Origin of the sequence: Streptococcus sanguinis, from assembly GCF_019929145.1 — a bacterium.
Taxonomy (GTDB): Bacteria; Bacillota; Bacilli; order Lactobacillales; family Streptococcaceae; genus Streptococcus; species Streptococcus sanguinis_U.
Window position 1 is genome coordinate 155955 of the sequence record NZ_JAHZOW010000003.1, and the last position, 21310, is coordinate 177264.

The 21310-nt window shown below is 42.5% G+C and carries 16 protein-coding genes and 1 tRNA gene; 1 reads left to right on the forward strand and 16 read right to left on the reverse strand.

What is annotated here, in order from left to right; all coding sequences use genetic code 11:
* Positions 1–14: 14 nt before the first annotated feature.
* The 14 genes from K1I94_RS08295 to K1I94_RS08360 form a co-directional block, all read right to left on the reverse strand.
* Positions 15–1784, reverse strand: a complete 1770-nt coding sequence (locus K1I94_RS08295) for a PTS mannitol-specific transporter subunit IIBC (RefSeq protein WP_223315032.1) — start codon at positions 1782–1784, stop codon at positions 15–17.
* A gap of 245 nt (positions 1785–2029) precedes the next feature.
* On the reverse strand, positions 2030–3844 hold the full coding sequence (glmS, locus tag K1I94_RS08300; protein WP_223315033.1) for a glutamine--fructose-6-phosphate transaminase (isomerizing): 1815 nt from the start codon (positions 3842–3844) through the stop codon (positions 2030–2032).
* A gap of 355 nt (positions 3845–4199) precedes the next feature.
* A complete protein-coding gene (gap, locus tag K1I94_RS08305; RefSeq protein WP_002899102.1) occupies positions 4200–5207 on the reverse strand; it encodes a type I glyceraldehyde-3-phosphate dehydrogenase in 1008 nt (335 codons plus the stop codon).
* 355 nt (positions 5208–5562) lie between these two features.
* Positions 5563–7644 carry an elongation factor G gene (gene fusA / locus K1I94_RS08310; protein WP_223315034.1) on the reverse strand — a complete coding sequence of 694 codons (2082 nt, stop codon included), beginning with the start codon at positions 7642–7644 and terminating at the stop codon, positions 5563–5565.
* A gap of 242 nt (positions 7645–7886) precedes the next feature.
* The gene (gene rpsG, locus K1I94_RS08315) at positions 7887–8357 is read right to left on the reverse strand and encodes a 30S ribosomal protein S7 (protein ID WP_002893865.1); all 471 of its coding nucleotides are present in this window, start codon (positions 8355–8357) and stop codon (positions 7887–7889) included.
* Between the two features lie 19 nt (positions 8358–8376).
* Complete coding sequence (rpsL, locus tag K1I94_RS08320; RefSeq protein ID WP_002893867.1) at positions 8377–8790, reverse strand: 30S ribosomal protein S12; 414 nt, start codon at positions 8788–8790, stop codon at positions 8377–8379.
* 215 nt (positions 8791–9005) lie between these two features.
* Entirely contained in the window at positions 9006–9470 is a 465-nt protein-coding gene (locus K1I94_RS08325) for a hypothetical protein (protein ID WP_223315035.1), read from the reverse strand.
* Positions 9471–9491: 21 nt separating this feature from the next.
* Positions 9492–10307: a pur operon repressor gene (purR, locus tag K1I94_RS08330; RefSeq protein ID WP_032906175.1), complete on the reverse strand. Its 816-nt coding sequence runs from the start codon at positions 10305–10307 to the stop codon at positions 9492–9494.
* Between the two features lie 92 nt (positions 10308–10399).
* Entirely contained in the window at positions 10400–11344 is a 945-nt protein-coding gene (locus K1I94_RS08335) for a 3'-5' exoribonuclease YhaM family protein (protein ID WP_002893873.1), read from the reverse strand.
* Positions 11334–12590 (reverse strand): DNA recombination protein RmuC, encoded by a 1257-nt coding sequence (gene rmuC / locus K1I94_RS08340; RefSeq protein ID WP_223315036.1) that lies wholly within the window; start codon positions 12588–12590, stop codon positions 11334–11336. The genes K1I94_RS08335 and rmuC overlap by 11 nt, the downstream gene beginning before the upstream one ends.
* A 1-nt stretch (position 12591) precedes the next feature.
* Complete coding sequence (locus K1I94_RS08345) at positions 12592–13224, reverse strand: thiamine diphosphokinase (protein ID WP_223315037.1); 633 nt, start codon at positions 13222–13224, stop codon at positions 12592–12594.
* Positions 13217–13876 carry a ribulose-phosphate 3-epimerase gene (gene rpe, locus K1I94_RS08350; protein ID WP_061602672.1) on the reverse strand — a complete coding sequence of 220 codons (660 nt, stop codon included), beginning with the start codon at positions 13874–13876 and terminating at the stop codon, positions 13217–13219. The genes K1I94_RS08345 and rpe overlap by 8 nt, the downstream gene beginning before the upstream one ends.
* Before the next feature lie 11 nt (positions 13877–13887).
* Positions 13888–14766, reverse strand: a complete 879-nt coding sequence (gene rsgA / locus K1I94_RS08355; RefSeq protein ID WP_223315038.1) for a ribosome small subunit-dependent GTPase A — start codon at positions 14764–14766, stop codon at positions 13888–13890.
* A 232-nt stretch (positions 14767–14998) separates the two neighbouring features.
* Positions 14999–19681 (reverse strand): Cna B-type domain-containing protein, encoded by a 4683-nt coding sequence (locus K1I94_RS08360; protein WP_223315039.1) that lies wholly within the window; start codon positions 19679–19681, stop codon positions 14999–15001.
* 194 nt (positions 19682–19875) lie between these two features.
* Here K1I94_RS08360 and K1I94_RS08365 point away from each other — a divergent pair.
* Positions 19876–19958, forward strand: a tRNA-Leu gene (locus K1I94_RS08365).
* Positions 19959–19973: 15 nt separating this feature from the next.
* Here K1I94_RS08365 and K1I94_RS08370 read toward each other — a convergent pair.
* Together K1I94_RS08370 and rsmA are read right to left on the reverse strand one after the other, a co-directional pair.
* A complete protein-coding gene (locus K1I94_RS08370) occupies positions 19974–20381 on the reverse strand; it encodes a hypothetical protein (protein ID WP_223315040.1) in 408 nt (135 codons plus the stop codon).
* 56 nt (positions 20382–20437) lie between these two features.
* Positions 20438–21310 (reverse strand): 16S rRNA (adenine(1518)-N(6)/adenine(1519)-N(6))-dimethyltransferase RsmA, encoded by an 873-nt coding sequence (gene rsmA / locus K1I94_RS08375; RefSeq protein ID WP_223315041.1) that lies wholly within the window; start codon positions 21308–21310, stop codon positions 20438–20440.

Below are 21310 nucleotides of genomic sequence, written 5' to 3' on the forward strand. Positions count from 1 at the left end.
AGAAACCTCTAGTTCTATTTATACATTCTAGCAACCATTTTATCATATTCTGGTGTTGTTACTAAACTATCCACAATAAGAAATTGAGAATTCGGTGCTGCTTGTTGCACTTCTGCCTGTAAAGCAATAGTTGTTACAATCATTATGTTTTTAGAATTAAATTCACCTAATTCTGAAATTTTGGCAGTAGAAACTGGAATACGAATATTCTTGTTTCTAAAGATAGCCCGAATCGTTTCACAGCCCATAGTTGCAGATCCTTGTGCTTTACCATAAGCAACTACTACAGCATCAATATGGTTAAGGTCAATTTCCTGACTATCTACTGGTGCTGAAGTTGGTATATCTCCTTCAATTTCTGCTATTGGAGAAGCTCCTGTTAATGAAGCTACAATTTCATCATAACGAGGGGACGCTAAGAAATTATCAACAGAAACATGAATAGCACTTGGACTCTTGCCTTTAGCCCTTGGTGTCAGTTCTTCCTGAGTAACAATTAATGTTTTTGGTGTATCAACCAAGTTTGAGATGGCCTGATTAGATACTGGAATTCCCAGACCTGCTTTTTTAACCTTATCACGGAGAATACTAGCTCCCATCGCAGAGCTTCCCATGCCAGCATCACAAGCAAAAATAATTTTCTCTACTGAATCTCTTGAAATGTTTGTATCTACAGCAACTGGAACTACTTGCCCCTTAGATTTAGCCTTTGCAGCTTGAGTAGCAGCTTGAGCAGCTTCTAACGAATCATCAGTCGACTTATCTGCACGTAGGATAAGAGCTGCTACAAGGAAAGAGACAATTGCTCCCACTAATACCCCAAGCAGGACATTAAGATGAGGCCACATACCTTTTGGAGCCATAGCCATAATCGCAATGATAGATCCTGGAGAAGCTGGAGATTTAAGACCAGCATCTAAAAATTGGAATGTAAAGGTACCTGATACACCTCCAGCAATCGCAGCTAGGAAAAGAATTGGCTTCATCATAACATAAGGGAAGTATATTTCATGGATACCACCGAAGAAATGGATAACCATTGCTCCCCAAGAAGAAGATTTCGCAGAACCCTTACCAAACAAGGCGTAAGCCAAGAGAATACCCAGACCTGGTCCAGGATTAGCCTCTAAGAGGAAGAGAACAGATTTACCAGCTTGAGATACTTGCTCAGCTCCTAGAGGTGTAAAGATTCCATGATTAAGAGCATTGTTAAGGAAAAGTACCTTTGCTGGTTCGATGATAATGTTTGCCAAAGGTAGAAGTTTAGCATTGACAATAGCCTCAACACCATTTCCAACAGCTCCAGTAAGAGTCGATACCACTGGACCGATTGCGTAGAAAGCCAAAAGCAGTAATGCAAAACCAACTAGACCAGCTGAAAAGTTATTAACTAACATTTCAAAGCCAGGACGAATTTTTTCCTGGAACTTCTCATCAAATTTCTTGATAGCCCAGCCTCCCAGTGGCCCCATTACCATAGCTCCGATAAACATAGGAACACTAGAACCTGTGATCGCACCAACAGTAGCAATAGCCCCTACGACGGCACCACGTTGTCCATGAATTACATAACCGCCCGTGTAACCAATTAGAGTCGGCAATAGATAAGTCAACATAGGACTAACAATAGCAGCCAATTGCTCATTTGGTAGATAGCCATCAGGAATAAAGAGGGCAGTTAACACTCCCCAAGCAATAAAAGCCCCAATATTGGGCATAACCATGTTTGAAAGTGATGTTCCCAGTTTTTGAACTCTAACTTTCAAAGATACTTTTTCTTCCATTAGGATTTTCCTCCTTTTCTTTAATTCTAGTATATACAAAAATGAAAACGCTTAAAACTAAAGCTTTGTCACAGATTTTGTGCCAAAAAATCAACTTTTGTCACAAAATTCTCTTTATTTTGCCATATAACAATATAAAATGTACTGAAAATCGCATCAAAAATTCAAATTATGAGTTATAAAAAATAGGCTGTAAAATCTAAGAGATAACCCTCCTAGTCTTACGCCTATTGTTCATCTATTTATTATTCAACTGTAACGGCCTTAGCCAAATTGCGCGGCTTATCTACATCTAGTCCACGGTGAAGTGAAGCGTAGTAAGCAATCAATTGAGTAGGAATAACCATAGAAATACTAGATAGATATGGATGAACTTTGTTGACAATAATATCATCCCCTTCTTTTTCTATTCCTTCTTCCACAATAGTCAGAACATTAGCACCACGTGCTACTACTTCAGAAACATTCCCACGAGTATGAGAAGCAACGGTTGGATTGTCAGAAATCAACGCAATAACAGGTGTACCATCTTCTATTAAAGAGATGGTTCCATGTTTGAGCTCTCCAGCCGCAAAACCTTCACATTGAATATAAGAAATTTCCTTAAGCTTGAGGCTAGCTTCCATAACTACATAATAGTCTTGACCGCGCCCGATATAGAAAGCATTACGTGTCGTTTCCAAGAGTCCACGAACCTTTTCTTCAATTAACTCTTTTTCAGAAAGAGTCGACTCAATAGACTGAGCTACAATTGAAAGTTCACGCACTAAATCGAAATTTTTTGCTTTTTCATTACCATTGGCTTCTCCAACTGCTTTAGCAAGAAATGCCAGAGTCGCTACTTGTCCCGTATAAGCCTTCGTTGAAGCTACGGCAATTTCTGGACCGGCATGCAATAACATAGTATAAGTTGCTTCACGAGAAAGCGTAGAACCTGGAACATTAGTCACAGTCAAGCTTGGAATTCCCATTTCATTAGCTTTAACTAAAACTTGACGGCTATCAGCAGTTTCACCAGATTGACTGAGCAAAATAAACAATGGTTTTTTACTCAAAAGTGGCATAGCATATCCCCATTCAGAGGCAATTCCTAGCTCCACAGGTGTATCAGTTAATTCTTCTAGCATCGTTTTAGAAGCATAGCCTGCATTATAAGAAGTTCCAGCTGCAATGATATAAATTCGATCAGCTTCCTGAACCGTTTTAACAATCTCAGGATCCACGACCATCTGTTGATTCTCATTAGAGTATGTGTTGATTAGCTTACGCATCACAGTTGGCTGCTCATCGATTTCCTTGAGCATATAGTATGGATAAGTTCCCTTACCGATATCGGACAGATCTAGCTCAGCTGTATAGCTTTCACGCTCCAGAATATTCCCATCATAATCCTGTACTTCCACACTGTCTTTACGGACAATAACCAGCTCTTGATCATGAATTTCCATAAACTGATTTGTCTCGCGAATCATGGCCATGGCATCTGAGCAGACCATATTGTAGCCATCACCCAGTCCAACTAGAAGAGGAGATTTATTTTTAGCAACATAGATAACATCTGCATCTTCTGAATCCACCAAAGCAAAGGCATAAGAACCACGGATAATGTGGAGAGCTTTTTTAAAGGCTTCTAAAACAGACAAGCCTTCTTCTTCAGCGAATTTGCCAATCAGGTGCACAACAATCTCCGTATCTGTCTGACCCTTGAAGTCATGATCAGCTAAGTAAGTATTCTTTATATCAAGGTAGTTCTCAATCACACCGTTGTGAACCAAGACAAAACGGCCTGTCTGTGAAGTATGAGGATGGGCATTATTTTCACTAGGTTTTCCATGAGTAGCCCAACGAGTATGTCCAATACCAGTAGTCCCAGCGACATCAATGCCAATTTTAGCATGTAGATCAGCGATACGACCGACAGACTTGACCAGACTAGAAGTTTTCCCTGTTGTTACAAAAATTCCAGCCGAGTCATAACCACGGTATTCCAGCTTTTCCAAGCCCTGCATCAAGATATCAGTTGCATTGCGATTTCCGACAACTCCGACAATTCCACACATAACATTACTTCTGATTTCCTATATTTTAGAAACCAGCCCTTCTTATTAAAAATTGGTATAGTATGCTTGAAGTTAAATAACTTCAACAAAGATAGTATACACACAGTTTTTTCGTTTGTCAAGTATAAAATTGGTATAGTTTTCTTTAAGAAAAGTATGCTTAGCTTCTCTTACCACAAAACAGCCCCTTTAAGCATTTAAAAAAATGGACAGATGTGACAAAACTGACTTTCTATGGGACTAATAAAAATTAGAGAATAGACCTATACATTCCCATAGCCCTGTCTCTGATAATTATCGCAAAACAGCATACAGAAAAAGAGACTCAAATGAGCCTCTTTCTTTTACCATTGAATTATTTAGCGATTTTCGCGAAGTATTCAAGAGTACGTACAAGTTGTGCAGTGTATGACATTTCGTTGTCGTACCATGATACAACTTTAACCAATTGTTTGCCGTCAACATCAAGAACTTTAGTTTGAGTTGCGTCGAACAATGAACCGTAAGCCATACCTACGATATCTGAAGATACGATTGGATCTTCTGTATAACCGTATGATTCGTTAGCTGCTGCTTTCATAGCTGCGTTTACTTCATCAACTGTTACGTTCTTTTCAAGAACAGCAACCAATTCAGTAACTGATCCAGTTGGAGTTGGAACGCGTTGTGCAGATCCGTCCAATTTACCGTTCAATTCTGGGATAACCAAACCGATAGCTTTAGCAGCACCAGTTGAGTTAGGAACGATGTTTGCAGCACCAGCGCGAGCACGACGAAGGTCACCACCACGGTGTGGTCCGTCAAGGATCATTTGGTCACCAGTGTAAGCGTGGATAGTAGTCATCAAACCTTCAACAACACCGAAGTTGTCTTGAAGTGCTTTAGCCATTGGAGCCAAGCAGTTTGTAGTACATGAAGCACCTGAGATAACTGTTTCAGTACCATCAAGAATGTCGTGGTTAGTGTTAAATACAATTGTTTTAACATCATTTCCACCAGGAGCAGTGATAACAACTTTCTTAGCACCACCTTTAAGGTGTTTTTCAGCAGCATCTTTCTTAGCAAAGAAACCAGTTGCTTCAAGAACGATTTCTACACCGTCAGTTGCCCAGTCAATTTGTTCTGGGTCACGTTCAGCAGAAACTTTAACGAATTTACCGTTAACTTCGAATCCACCTTCTTTAACTTCAACAGTACCATCGAAACGACCTTGAGTTGTGTCGTATTTCAACAGGTGTGCAAGCATTACTGGATCTGTAAGGTCGTTGATGCGAGTAACTTCAACACCTTCTACGTTTTGGATACGACGGAAAGCAAGACGACCGATACGACCGAAACCGTTAATACCAACTTTAACTACCATTCGTGATTTCCTCCTTATGAAAATCAAAAAATTTTTATGTGAAAAGAGTAACTTGAGTTGCTACAAATCACCTTTCAACATTTCTATTATATACTTAATTGAGGTAAAATGCAACTGATTTCATTGTTATTAACAAGTATTATGAATTCTTTCACTAACTTTCATTTCGGCTTTCATTGATTTGAAAAAGCAAAGCAGTATCTTTTGAAAATGTAGAAATACAACTTACAAAACAGAATAGAAATTATAAATTCAGATTCATTTGATCAATTATTTCCCCTTTTTATTGAAGGGTCGGTTCTCTAAAAAATAGAAAAAGCACCCGCGAACACGAGTGCCAAGGTTTGCTCAAAGCTTAAGCTTCACCTTTGTTTTTCTTAATGATTTCTTCTTGTACTGACTTAGGTACATCTTCGTAGTGGTCAAATACCATCATGAAAGTACCGCGTCCTTGTGATGCTGAACGAAGAACTGTTGCATAACCAAACATTTCAGCAAGTGGAACATAGGCACGAACGATTTGGCTGTTACCATGAGCTTCCATACCATCAACACGTCCACGACGAGCTGTTACGTGACCCATAACATCACCAAGGTTTTCTTCAGGAACAGTGATTGTTACCAACATCATTGGCTCAAGGATAGCTGGTTGTGCAGTCTTAGCAGCTTCTTTCAAAGCAAGTGATGCCGCAACCTTGAAGGCTGTTTCAGATGAGTCGACATCGTGGTATGAACCATCATAAAGTTTAGCTTTCACGTCAACGATTGGGTAACCAGCAAGGACACCGTTCGCCATTGACTCAACCAAACCTTTTTCTACCGCTGGGATGAATTCACGTGGAACCACACCACCGACGATAGCATTTTCAAACTCGAAGCCTTTTCCTTCTTCATTTGGTGTAAATTCGATCCAAACGTCACCGAATTGACCTTTACCACCAGATTGGCGTTTGAAGAATCCACGAGCTTGAGTAGGAGCACGGAATGTTTCACGGTAAGATACTTGAGGTGCACCTACATTAGCTTCAACCTTGAACTCACGACGCATACGGTCAACAAGGACATCCAAGTGAAGCTCACCCATACCAGAGATAACTGTTTCACCAGTTTCAACGTTTGTTTCAACACGGAATGTTGGATCTTCTTCAGCCAGTTTTTGCAGAGCAATACCCATCTTGTCTTGGTCAGCCTTAGACTTAGGCTCAACCATCAGCTGGATAACTGGTTCTGGAACGTTGATAGACTCAAGGATGATTTTAGCTTTTTCATCTGTCAATGAGTCACCAGTAGTTGTATCTTTCAAACCTACGGCAGCAGCGATATCACCCGCATAAACAGTTTCAATTTCATTACGGCTGTTAGCGTGCATTTGCAGGATACGTCCGATACGCTCACGTTTACCTTTAGAAGTGTTCAATACGTATGAACCGCTGTTCAGGACACCTGAGTAAACACGGAAGAAAGTCAAACGACCTACGAATGGGTCAGTCATGATCTTGAAGGCAAGAGCTGCAAATGGCTCTTCATCAGATGCAGGACGAGTTTCTTCTTCTTCTGTATCTGGGTTGATACCTTTGATTGCTGGGATGTCAAGTGGGCTTGGAAGGTAGTCGATAACTGCATCAAGCATCAACTGAACACCCTTGTTCTTGAAGGCAGAACCACACAATACTGGGAAGAATTCAACGTTGATAGTCGCTTTACGGATAGCAGCTTTCAATTCTTCATTTGTGATTTCTTCACCTTCAAGGTATTTCATCATCAATTCTTCATCAGTTTCAGCAACTGCTTCCACCAATTTTTCACGGTATTCTTGCGCTTGCTCAAGGTATTCAGCTGGGATATCTTCTTCCAAAATATCTGTACCAAGGTCGTTAGTATAGATTTCAGCCTTCATCTTGATCAAGTCGATAATTCCGCGGAAGTCATCTTCTGAACCAATTGGCAATTGGATTGGATGAGCGTTTGCTTGAAGACGATCATGCAAAGTGCTTACTGAGTAAAGGAAGTCAGCACCAATCTTGTCCATCTTGTTAGCAAATACGATACGAGGAACTCCGTACTCAGTTGCTTGGCGCCAAACTGTTTCAGTTTGAGGCTCAACACCTGATTGTGAGTCAAGAACGGTTACCGCACCGTCCAAGACACGAAGAGAACGTTGTACTTCGATTGTGAAGTCCACGTGTCCCGGTGTGTCGATGATGTTTACACGGTGGTTGTTCCATTGAGCTGTTGTCGCAGCAGATGTGATAGTGATACCACGCTCTTGCTCTTGCTCCATCCAGTCCATTTGTGACGCACCTTCGTGAGTTTCACCGATTTTGTGGATTTTACCAGTGTAGTAAAGAATACGCTCAGTTGTTGTTGTTTTACCAGCATCGACGTGGGCCATGATACCGATATTACGAGTTTTTTCAAGTGAAAATTCGCGAGCCATTTGGTTATTTCTCCTATTAATTTATTTTACAATTTATTATAACATTATTTAGCAAAAACGGATAGGCAGGACCTACCCGTTCTCAATGTTTATCTTGTTTTTGTTGGTCTCAACTTGTGAGATAAGTTGAATTGAACTCGGGCTAAAAGCTCGGAAAATAGATAAGCTTTTCTAGAATCTTTGATTCTGCATCAAGCTTCCTAATTTTCAGTCGCTTTTTTAACGCCCTTAGTGTCTTATTCTTACCAACGGAAGTGTGCGAAGGCACGGTTGGCTTCAGCCATACGGTGAGTGTCTTCACGTTTCTTAACAGCTGCACCGGTGTTGTTAGATGCATCCAAGATTTCTTTTGCAAGGCGGTCAACCATTGTGTGCTCACCACGTTGACGAGCAATAGTTACCAACCAGCGAAGTCCAAGTGTTGTACGACGTTCTGGACGAACTTCAACTGGAACTTGGTAGTTTGAACCACCAACACGGCGAGCACGAACTTCAAGTACAGGCATGATGTTTTCCATAGCTGTTTCAAATACTTCCAGCGCATCGTTTCCAGTTGCTTCTTTGATTTGGTCAAAAGCTCCGTAAACGATAGAAGCCGCTGTACCACGCTTACCATCAAGCATAACGCGGTTGATAAGACGAGTAACTAATTTTGAATTGTAAAGCGGATCTGGCAATACTTCGCGCTTAGGCGCTTGGTTTTTACGACTCATTTATCTTTCTCCCCTTTCCTTATGCTTTTGGTTTTTTAGTACCGTATTTAGAACGGCCTTGTTTACGATCAGTAACACCTGCTGTATCAAGTGCACCGCGGACGATATGGTAACGTACCCCTGGAAGGTCTTTTACACGTCCACCACGAAGAAGCACCACGCTGTGCTCTTGCAGGTTGTGTCCGATACCTGGGATGTAAGCTGTAACTTCAATCAGGTTGCTCAGACGTACACGGGCAAATTTACGAAGGGCAGAGTTTGGTTTCTTAGGTGTCATAGTTCCGACACGGGTTGCAACTCCACGTTTTTGTGGTGAAGATACGTTTGTTTGAACTTTTTTATGGCTGTTGTAACCAACGTTCAAAGCTGGTGATTTAGATTTTTCTACTTTTGATTTACGCGGTTTGCGAACCAATTGGTTAATTGTAGGCATCTACATTCTCCTGTATTTTTTTAATTTTGGTGATGATACACTTGGTGACAGCTACCATCTGCGTGTACTTTTGCAACATTTGTCAGCACGTCTCTGTACACTTTTGAGAGACCAAAAGTAAAAAGTACCGTCTATCATTATAGCACGACGATACTTTTCTGTCAATACATTTTTTCTATTTTAAGCCTATCTCTGCTTATTAGATTGCTGCTAACTTATTGCTGCGGCTGAGCCACTGCTTCTTCTGATGCAGCAGTTGAATTTTCAGAAACAGCGGCCTGAGCTGCTTCCGGATCAATCAAGACTGCTATCGCCTGAATACGACTTTGGAATCTAGCCTTCGTCGCTGCATCCTTAACCTTCTCTACTGCAGTCTTAGCCAGCTGCAAATCTTCCAAAGTTTGCATGGTTTCAAGCTGTTTGACTGCTTCTTCTGCGGCCTGAACTGCTTGCTCCTCTTCCTGAATTTCTTTTTCCTGTGCTTCTTTTTGAGCAGAAGATAGCTGTAAGGAAGAGCTGCTCGATGCGATGCTAGCAGCTGAACTAACTGAATTTCTGGTGGAATTAGCCTGGCCCTGCACAAAAACCATGCCGGTAATCAGAATCCCAAATAAAATCGACAATACCCCTAAACGAATCCACAGCGGACTGTGGTCAAACTTTTCTAAAACTGTTTTCATCTATAATCTCCGCCCTTTTCCCTAATCAAAAATATTTCCAATTTCCACATCAATGGTATTCGCCTTGACATCAATATTGGTTACTTTCAAGAGCGATTTATAGTCCAGATAATCGCGATTGGCCTGCGCGTTGTCTGCAAAGACAGCTACACCTGCCAACTCAGAGTCGAACTCAGATAAGAGGCTAATCATCCCTGTAATGGTCCCCCCGCCTTTGAGGAAGTCATCCACAATCAAGACGCGACTGCCAGCCTTGAGACTGCGCTTGGACAAGAACATCTTTTCAATACGATCTCCGCTGGAGCCCGATACGTAGTTGACACTGACCGTTGATCCTTCTGTAATCTTTAAATCCCGACGAACGATGACAAAAGGTACATTGAGAACATTGGCTACTGCATTGGCCAAAGGAACACCCTTAGTAGCAACCGTCATGACTGCATCAATCTGTTGATCTTTAAAGCTTTTGGCAATGATCCGTCCGATATTATTCAAAATGGATGGAGTACTGAGCAGATCAGATAGGTAAATGTAGCCCCCAGGAAGAATCCGATTACTTTCAGACAGCTGATCACAAAGACCTTGTACAATAGTCTTAGCTTCTGCATCGGAGATGGACGGGCTGAAAATCACTCCTCCACCGGCACCAGTAATCGTTTCGATGGTTCCAATTTCAATCTCTTCAAAGGCACGCTTAATAATGACAATATCTTCTGAAATAGAAGATTTGGCAGATTCGTATTTTTCTGCAAATGTATTTAAGCTCGTTAATTCATAAGGGTGGTTAATCAAATAATTGGAAATAACCACCATACGCTCACTTCTTCTTAATTTCATTTTTTCACCAATTAAAGTTATTTTATTCATTATACCATAACAGAAACAAAAAAACGAACATTCTTTTCCAAGTAATGTCCATTTTTCGTATTTTACTGTTCAAGTTTTGGCTTGTAGAAGGAACGGCCTTCAAGAGCGAATATTTTATTGCTCATTTCACCTGGATCTACAAGTCCCAAGGCAGCAGTCATCATCATCATCTCCGCATCCAGATTATCAATCATGTGCAGAATTTCTGCCTCCATAATCTTAGGACGGACAGGACTACCGTATTCCAAGAGACCGTGGTGGCTGAGAAGGACATGGCGCAGTACAATAACCTCTTCCTTACTATCGTCAATTTTCAGCTCCATCAGGGTCTTGGTCAGTTCCTCATCAATCAAAGCAATGTGACCAATCAGATTGCCTCGCACGGTGTACTCGGTATTTTCCGGACCGCTGAGCTCAATAACCTTGGCCAAATCATGAAGCATGATCCCAGCAAAGAGCAAGCTTTTATTAAGCTGAGGATAAATGTCTCCGATAGCATCTGCCAGCTTGACCATAGTAGCGGTATGAAAGGCTAGGCCAGACTCAAAAGCATGGTGATTGGTCTTGGCAGCTGGATAAGAATAAAACTCCTTGTCGTACTTGCTATAAAGCGAGCGGACCACGCGCTGCCAGACCGAATTCTCAATCTTGAAAATCATCTGAGATAAATAGTCTCGGATTTCTTTCTGGTCTACTGGCGGTTTTTCCTTGAAATCCGCTGGATCATTGGGCTCTCCAGCCTTAGGAAGACGCAGGGTCAGTTGATTGACCTGGGGTGTGTTATTGTAAACTTCCCGTCGGCCTTGCATGTGCACGACCTTGCCAGCAGTGAATTCTTCAACATTATGTGGCTGAGCATCCCAGAGTTTGCCTTCGATTACCCCTGTATCATCTTGGAAAGTAAAGGCCAGATAATTTTTCCCAGCCCTTGTCTGACGGACTTCTGCTGACTTGATCAGATAGAAACCTTCAAACAGTTCATCTTTTTTCATTTGATTAATCTTCATTGTTTTCCCTTTCTTCTGAAAAATCAAGTAAGTTCAAATCGAGGTCTTGGTCAGACAGCTCAATATGGCTCAAGGTTCTTTCGATAGCTCCTGTCCGCCGGGTTAATAGTTCATCAATGTTACCCGAAGCATGCTGCAAATGTTTCTGAGCCTTGGTCAGAATACCACCGAACTTGTTAAACTCGGATTTGACAGAACCCAGAACCTTGCTGATGTCGTCCGCACTTTTTTGAATATTGAGCGTTTTAAAGCCGACAGACAGTGAATTGAGTAGGGCAGATAGGGTAGATGGCCCCGCAACCACAATCTGCTCCTCCCGCCGCAAACTGTCAAAAAAGGCTGGATTGCGGACAACTTCCGAATAGAGACCTTCCGTTGGCAGAAACATGATACCAAAGTTGGTCGTAGCTGGCGGTGCCAGATATTTACTCTTAATATCCTTGGCAAAGCGTTTAACGCTTGCTAAGAGAGACTTGCGGTAGAGCTCAATCTCTTCCTTGCTGCCAGACTCATAAGCATCTTCCAAACGGTAGTAATCAGCTAGAGGAAACTTAGAATCAATGGGCAGATAGACATATTCATGCTCTGTCTGTCCCGGCAGTTTAATGGCATATTCGACACGCTCACTGGAGCCGGCCACCGTCACAAACTCTCGCTCATACTGACTGGACGTCATAATGTCCTCAATAATCTGCCCCAGCTGCAGCTCCCCTAAAATCCCCCGGGTCTTGGTATTTGAAAGAACCTTATTCAGTGTGCCGACATCTCGGGCAACACTCTGCATTTCTCCCAAACCGCGATTAACAGACTCCAACTGCTTAGAAACGGTCTCAAAAGAAGTCTGAAGACGAGTCTGAAGTGTTTTTTCCAGTTTTTCTTCAACAGTCTGCCGCATCTGCTCTAGACGGGTTTCGTTGGACTCTTGAATCTGCCGCATACGCTCGTCAGTTTTATCCCGATTCTTGGTCAGGTTGTCACTGATTTCCAATCGCAGCTCTGTCAAGTTGCGGTGCAAGTCTGTCCTGACCTCGCTCAAACGATCTCCCAGAGCTAATTCCAGCTCTTTCTGAGCCGTTTGCTTTTTCTGGCTTTCTTGCTCCAAGCGATAGTCCAGCTGATCCGATAGATGATCTGCCTGATTTTCCAAGACTTGCTTTAGCGTCTCGGTCTGCTGACTAAGCTTTTGCCATAAAAGAAAGGTCAGCACTAGATTTCCTAAAAGAATGAGGATGATTATAAACTCCATATCAGCTCCTGTCTTTGCTGTAAATGACGACTGTATAGCCGCTATCAAAGTCCAAATAAATGGGCTTATCTATAAATTCGTTAGAAGCATACACTTTTTTGAAAAAAAAATTATCTTTATTGAGCGGATATTTGGCGCCCTCAATCGTTAAGGCAGCATCATCCGATGGCAGAAAGGCTAGATAACGCATGCCAGCTACTGGTTTGATTTCATGGCGCCCCTTGGGAACATAGGTCAGCAGATTCTGTTCGTCTTCCAGAAAAATCTTCTCCATATAAGGTGCAATTTTTTCATTACTGGGCAGGAAAACATTGGCCAAGGCATGATCCAGACGGCCCCCAAAGGCTCCAAAAATAGTCAGACAAGCATCTGGATACCGCTCAAAACAAGCCAGAACAGCTAACTCCAAGTCTGTATCATCCTTTTCAGGATGGGCCTGAACGACTTCCTTGACCCTATCTTTTATGCGCAGCAATTCTTCCTCAGTCACAGAGTCAAAATCCCCGACAGCCAAGTCAGGACAAACTCCCTGCTCAAGCAGAAAGAGGCTTCCACGGTCTACTCCAACTAAAACATCAAAATCTAAGCTAAAATGCTCCAAGTTCCCGCCAGCAAATAGTGCAACCTTAGTCATACAGGGCATCCCGTAAAGTCTGAACTTGATGATTGACATCACCCTTAAAGACATAGCTGCCAGCTACGAAGACATTGGCACCAGCTTCTTTAGCAATCCCAATGGTCTTATCGTCAATACCGCCATCCACTTCAATATCAAAATTCAGCTGATTGACTTCACGCAAGACAACCAATTCACGAATCTTATCCATGGTTTCTGGCAGAAAAGCCTGACCGCCAAAGCCTGGATTCACTGTCATCACAAGGACTTGATCAACCAAATTCAAAACGTTTTTGACTGCTTCAACTGGTGTTCCCGGATTAATCACTACACTAGGCTTGACTCCTGCTGCCCGAATCTTCTGCAGCGCTCCGTGGATATGTGGTGTCGCTTCAGCATGAATGCTGATAATATCTGCACCGGCACGAGCAAATTCTTCGATATGGTGCTCAGGATTGGAAACCATCAAATGGCAGTCAAAGACTAGCTTGCTGTGAGGACGCATACTGGCAACAACCCCAGCCCCAAAGCTGATATTGGGTACAAAATGACCATCCATAATATCAATATGGGCATACTCAGCGCCTGTTGCTTCTAACTTTTTCAGTTCTGATTCAAAATTAGCATAGTCTGCACTTAAGATTGAAGGGGCAATTTTGAATGAAGTCATAGTTCTTCTCCTTATTTAGAATTTTTTTTGGCAACTTTTTTATAGGTCTCCCGACGATTTTCAATCTCGCTGAGAAATTGCAGGTAATTATCAAAGCGGAATGAAGCTATCTGGCCGGCCTCAACTGCTGGCTTAACGGCACAAGCTGGCTCGTGAGTATGAGTGCAAGTACGAAACTTACAGGACTGGCTGACCTCAGCAATCTCTGGAAAAGCTTGATTGAGATCTTCAGCTGTGCTCACCTCGTAATCCAAAGACGAAAATCCTGGCGTATCAGCAATCTTCCCACCGTTTAGATTGTAAAAGCTGACAGCCCGCGTCGTATGGCGGCCACGGCCCAGACTTTCAGAAATCTCTCCTGTTTCCAACTGCAGGTCTGGGGCAATTTTATTGAGCAGAGTGGACTTTCCAACCCCAGTCTGTCCCATAAAAACAGTGATTTTCCCTGTCAGCAGCGGCAGCAATTCCTCAGTCGACTTAATGACCTCATAGCCGATGGACTGATAGGCCTGTACATAGACATCCAAGCTCTGCTCATCTTCAAGCAGGTCTAACTTGCTGATGTAGATAATAGGATGAATCCTCTTATGCTCTAAAAGCACCAGAAAACGATCTAACAGATTGGCATTGAAATCTGGCTCTTTCGCGCTCATGATTACAACTGCCTGGTCAATGTTGACAATCGGCGGCCGCACGAGACTGTTCTTTCGCTCTGCTATTTTTAAAATATAGCCTTCCGAGTCTTTTTCTGCTGAAAATTCGACTTCATCACCGACATAAGGTGTCTGCCCTTTTTTACGAAAATTACCCCGCGCTCTGGTTTGATAAACCTGTCCGTCCGACTCTACATAATAGAAACCAGCCAGAGCCTTAATGATTTTTCCTTGCAAGATTGCTCCTTAAAAGTTAATACACTCATTATAACAAAAAAAGCGAGATTTAGCTTGCTTGTTTTGCATAGAAGGCATTTCTTAAGGTTTGCTTCATTTTTCATAAAAACAGCTGCTTTAAAATACTTGGGATGAAACCAGCATGATAAAAGCGAACAAGTCCAAAAGAACCTGTTCGCTTTTTTTATCGAATGAGACGCTCACTGTAATTTTCAGTAAGTCTCAAAACTGATTAGCTGCGTTTCGCCTTAGCCATCAGCATTCCTCCTGCGAGAAGCGCTGCTAGGAAGCCAAGAATAGTAACAAGGAGATTTTCTTCCTGTCCAGTACGAGGAAGAGCTTTACCTCCGACTTTCGGAGCTTGACCGCCTGGCTTATTAGTTATCGCTCCGTCAACAACCTCTTTCTTAGCAGTTATATGACTAAAGATCAGCTGAGTACCGTTGATCTCAAGCTTGTAGCCATCTACTGGATCAGCCGCAACACTATAGACAATTTCCTTACCGTCCTTGTACTTCGGAAGGCCGCTAAAGTCATACTGCCAACCATTTTCTTCTGACACAACCTCTTCTTTGATTGGTTTGCCATCTGCCAAGAGGCGAACAGTAATCTTAGAAGGTCGCACCTTATCTTGATTTTCAGCATCTGACCATACCGCAGTTCCCTTAACAGCAATCTGTGTTGGTTTATAGCTATTAGTCAAAGTGAAGCTGCCATCTGTTGCTTGTTCTTGGCTGCTGCTATAACCCTCAACTGTCACTTCTTCAAGGACTGTATAGTTGATTTTCTTGCCCTTCTTATTCTTAGGCAGATCTTTGGACTCAAACTTCCAGTCAGTAGCGGCTGTCACTTCCAGCTCATCTACTACCTTATCTCCGTCCAAAATCTTGACCTTGATAGATGCTGGGCGCTTGCCATCTTGATTATTAGCATCATCCCAAACCTTTTGACCAGAGACTTTAACGGTTTCTGGAGTATAGGAGTTGGTAACGGTGAACTTATCAATCTTAGTTTCATACTGAGCAACAGCATCTTCTTTAAGTGTGTAGGCAATCTCTTGACCATTTCTATATTTAGGCAGGTCTTTAGATTCAAACTTCCATCCATTAGCAGCTGTTACTTCAAGTGTATCAACAATAGTGCTTCCATCCATTACCTTAACTGTAATAGATGTTGGACGTTTGCCGTCTTGATCATCTGCGTCATCCCAGACTTTCTGACCAGAAACTTTAACCTGCTCTGGAGTATGAGAGTTGGTAATCTTCTGACCTTCTACTTTCGGACTGTAACCCTTTTCTTTCAAAGCGGCTACTGTTGCATCATCCTCTTTGACAGAGTAGGTAATCTCCTGCCCCTTGTCAAATTGAGGCAGATTGGTGAAGCTTGCTTTCCAAGTGTTAGCAGCTGCCTCATTATCAGCCGTCAAGGTCAATGTCTTACCTGCGACAGCAACTGGCTCTTGACCGTTTACTGAGCTATACAGTTGCACTGTGATAGAAGCTGGACGCTTGCCATCTTGGTTATTAGCATCATCCCAGACCTTCGTAACAGCATACTCCGTACTTTGAGGAGTGTAAGAATTAGTAATGGTGAACTTATCAATCTTAGTTTGATAGTCCGCAACTGCTTCTTCAGTAACAGTGTAGGCAATCTCTTGACCTGCTGCATACTTAGGAAGGGCTTTAGACTCAAACTTCCAATCGTTAGCAGCTGTTACTTCCAGCTCATCTACGACAGTATCGCCATTTTTCACCTTAACCTTAACAGAAGCTGGACGCTTGCCATCTTGGTTATCAGCGTCATCCCAGACTTTTTGACCGGAAATCTTGATCATCTCTGGAGTGTAAGAGTTAGTAACTGTGAAATCTTTGATTTCTTTAGTGTAGCCAGCTACATCATCTTCCTCAATAGAGTAATCAATCTTCTGACCATTTTCATAGACTGGCAGATTTTCAAATTTGGTTTGCCATTGATCAGCAGCAGTCACTTCCTTGCTAGCGACTTCTGTCTTGACTCCGCCGACTGTCTTCATCAGCTTAATGTTAATCTTAGTTGGACGTTTGCCGTCTTGATTGTCGCTGTCATTCCAAGTCTTGCTGGCAGTGATTTCTGTCTTCTCTGGTGTATAAGAGTTAGTGATATTGTAGCCATTGAGACTGGTTGAATAACCTGGTACAGCTTCTTCCGTTACTGTATAGGTAATTCGTTGGCCATCCTTGTAGACTGGCAAGCCAGTAAAGTTGTAAGACCAGCCTTCTGCCTCTCCGACTGTTTGAGTATTGACTTTTTGACCGTCAGCTAGCAGATTAACTGTGATAGAAGCTGGACGTTTGCCATCTTGGTTATCGCCATCTTCCCAAGTCTTGCTTCCAGACACAGTCGTTGTCTCTGGAGTGTAAGAATTAGTGATGTTGTAACCATCTACTTTACTAGTATAACCTGGTACAGCTTCCTCACTTACGGTATAAGTGATTTCTTGACCTGCTGCATACTTAGGCAGAGCCTTGGACTCATACTTCCATTCGTTAGCAGAAGTCACATTTTGCTCATCAACAACCGTATCACCATTCAGAATTTTAACCTTAACAGAAGCTGGACGCTTACCATCTTGGTTTTCCGCATCATCCCAGACTTTCTGACCAGAAATCTTGACCGTTTCTGGAGTGTAAGAGTTGGTGATGTTGTAGCCGTCCACCTTGCTCGTGTATCCTGAGACAGCTTCTTCGCTTACAGTGTAGGCAATTTCTTGGCCAGCTGCATATTTAGGAAGAGGATTGGATTCATATTTCCAACCGTTGGCAGCCGTCACTTCCTGTACATCGACAATATCTTGGCCTTTCAAGATCTTGACTCTAACAGCATTTGGACGCTTGCCGTCTTGGTTTTCCGCATCATCCCACTTCTTTTGACCGGAAATCTTGATGGTTTCTGGCTTGTAAGTGTTGGTCACCACAAAGCCGTCAGCAGCATTGCCAGTTACCTGAGATTGATAGTGAGGGACCGCGTCTTCTTCCAGAGAGTAAACGACTTCTTGTCCTTTTTCATACTTGTTCAAGTTAGTAAACTCAGTTGACCACTGATCAGCTTCGGTCAGAGTTCGATTCGCAACTTCTGATTTCTGACCACCAACTTCTTTATAAAGTTTTACAACAACATTGGCAGGACGTTTGCCGTCTTGATTTTCAGCGTCATCCCATTTCTTGCTAGCTTTGATAGCGATTTTCTCTGGCGTACGACTATTGGTAACAGTGAGATTTTCCTGATTTACTTCTGGAGCATCATATCCATCAAGCTGATCTTCACCGATTGTATAGGTGATTTTTTGACCGCTTGCATCAAAGATTGGTAAATCAGTTGTCTGAGCTGTCCACTCTGCATCTGTACTTCCACCAGTTACGGTCACTGTCTTATCAGCTAACTTTTGACCGTTAGCGTAGACATCTACAGCAATAGAAGCCGGACGCTTGCCATCCTGATTGTTTTCATCTTTCCAAACTTTCCTGACTGTCAGCTTTTTGCTGGCATTTGGATCCACCGTATTCTTGACTGTCTTAACCGCTCCATCAGCCTTGATAGTCACTTTCATCGGATTGCTGTCCAGTACATAGCCTTCCGGAGCTGTTACTTCTTCTACTGTGAATTGACCTTTCTTGATTTCTTCACTTGAAAAAGGCTGTGTAGAAACCCGACCGTTAGCATCTGTCGGCGGCAGAGTAATCTCTTCACCGCTAGGAGTTGTCACCTTAAAGACAGCACCTTCCAGCATTTTGCCAGTCTTAGAATCTTGCTTGTAGAGAACCAGACTGTTGCTGATATCCGCTGTAATGACACCGCCTTCTGTAATCCGGCTACTACGCTCTATTGTAGAACTCGTCTGACCAGGTCGATCATCTCTGAATGGCAGTTTTGTATTATCAACTTCCATCTCAGCCGTATTGGATACCAATGAACCATCAGCTGGTGAAGTTGTCATATAGTTCAACATAAAGGCACGATTGCCTGGGTTATTGATGGTTAGAGTAAACTCTGTATAAGTGTCATTATAGGCAACCGTATAATCTTGACCTTCTTTCAAGATGACAGAATTCGCAATACTTGATAAACTCTGCGTGTACTCCCCTTGGCGAAGGACAAATTGCTCCGGAACGAATTGCATTGGTGCACTGCTATCTGGAATGACATCCTTGATAACAATCGGAGAATTATAAGTCTTTTGCTGAGTATTGATACGAACAGTCCAGTTATGTGAGTAGTCACCGCTCTTGCCGAGAATAGCCGAATTATATGGCTTCTTAGCAATGACCCCTCCAATCTTAGCGTAGTTTTCACCGGCTGTTGAAAAACTGCTTTGTTTGCGCTCGTTAATGGTTACCTTATGGCTCATCGCGCCTTGAGTTTCCTCAGGCTTATAATTCCAGTCCTGATCAGCGCCTACTGTCGTCGCCTGAAAGTCAAAGAAGAAGCTCCCTCTAACTCCACTAGCAGTTGTCTTGGCCTTGTAATCTGCCAAATTCTGAATAGTAACCGTAATCAGACCGCCCTTACCCGAACCATTCGACGTCATCTTAGCCGCTCCAAGCTGGACCTGCGTTTCATTATCCGTCAGGGTAAAGGTTGTACCATTAGCAATGGTTGCACCGTTTGGTACTGTAAAGGTAAAGGTATCCCCATCCTTGAGCTTGTTATCGTAAGCAGACAAATCAAAAACTAGCTCATAGCGATAATTTCCCCCTTGAACCAAATTGTATGCACCGTTAACCTTGGTTGCTTCACGGCCATTAGAGTGGTCCCAGATCTTAATATCTGTGATTGCATTCTTCAAAGCATCAGCTTGAGCAGTTGCTGTAAATAGCTTCAAATCCAGCAAAAACAGAAGGGGCAGCATCAAAAATAGCAGCCATTTTTTCAGTTTCATAACATTCTCCTTTTTTATTTCGTTACCTAAATAAGTAATTAATCTAATTGTAACAAATACTTGCTATAATGGCAATATCATAGAACTATTTTAGTAAAGAAAAAATAGAAATTTTTCCGCTTTTTTTACTGTATGAAAAAAACTGATATTCTCTATTGGCATTTTCACAAAAATAAGTTATAATAGAATCTCAAGCGGAGGTGGTGGAACGGCAGACACGCATGCTTCAGGCGCATGTGCCCGTACGGGTGTGAGGGTTCAAATCCCTTCCTCCGCATAAAAAGCAATCCTATCATGATTGATAGGATTTTTTGTTGTTATGAAGTAGAATTACACTGCTGAGAAAAGCCAGAAAGGTCAGCCCCCCTGTTAAATACTTCTCTAATAGACTCGCGGTCACAAAGAAATTGAAAACTGTAGCCAAAAAGAGAAAAACAGTTCCACTTAAGATGTTTTTTCTCAAAACAAAAGACTCCAAGCTACTTCTTAGCCAGCCTCCAAACGATAAATAACTGAAACCAAAGAAACCCCACAGCAAGAAAAGCAGGAAGTTAACTGGCCGCAACCATAAAGGAAATACTATATAAGCTCCGCCAAATACCAAACGTCCCAGAGGAAGTCCTAGCAGGAGAAGGAAGTGGAGTAGAGACTGCGAAAACCAGAGTAGTCCAGAAAACAAAGACAAAAATTTTCCTTTCATATTTACCTCATTAGCAAAATAGAAGACCAGCTATATAGAGCGGATCTTCTATTTTTTTATAATCCTTCAGACTTCAAAGCGTCTGCCAAGCGCGCAAATTCCTCTAAACTCAGAGCTTCTCCCCGAACACTTGGAGATAAGTCAGCTCGTTCTAAAGCTGCTGTTAGTTTGCCTTTAGTCTCCTCTGACTTTCCAAAACAACTGGTCAGGTTATTCCATAGGGTCTTCCTGCGGTGGACAAAGCTGGCCTTGGAAACCTTGAAAAAGAATTTCTCGTCCTGTACCTCAACAGCTGGCTGGTCTCTGCGCACCATCTTGAGAATCGCCGAATCCACATTAGGGGCTGGCACAAAGACTGTCCGCGGCACGACAAAGGCAACCTTGGCCATCATATAATACTGCACCGCAATCGACAAACTACCGTAGGACTTGGTATTCGGCTGAGCTGATATCCGATCCGCTACTTCTCTCTGCATCATCACGACAAACTCACTAAAAGGAATCCCGCTCTCAATCAAATGCATGAGAATCGGCGTCGTGATGTAGTATGGCAAGTTCGCCACTACCTTGATAGGCAGGTCTGGATTTTTAAACTCTGCTATGTACTGAGCCAGATCAACCTTGAGAATATCCTGATTAACCACTATCACATTGTCAAAATCGCGCAGGGTATCCGCCAAAATCGGTACCAGCCGATCATCAATCTCAAAGGCCATGACTTCTGCAGCACTTTCCGCCAAAAATTCTGTCAATGCCCCAATTCCAGGACCAATCTCAATGACATTGACCTTTTTGTCAATCTCGGCTGTGTCCACAATCTTCTGGAGGATGTTGGTATCAGTCAGGAAATTCTGACCGAAAGATTTTTTAAAAGTGAAACCGTGACGCTCCAGAATGGCACGGGTCACACTATGGTCTGCAATACGCAT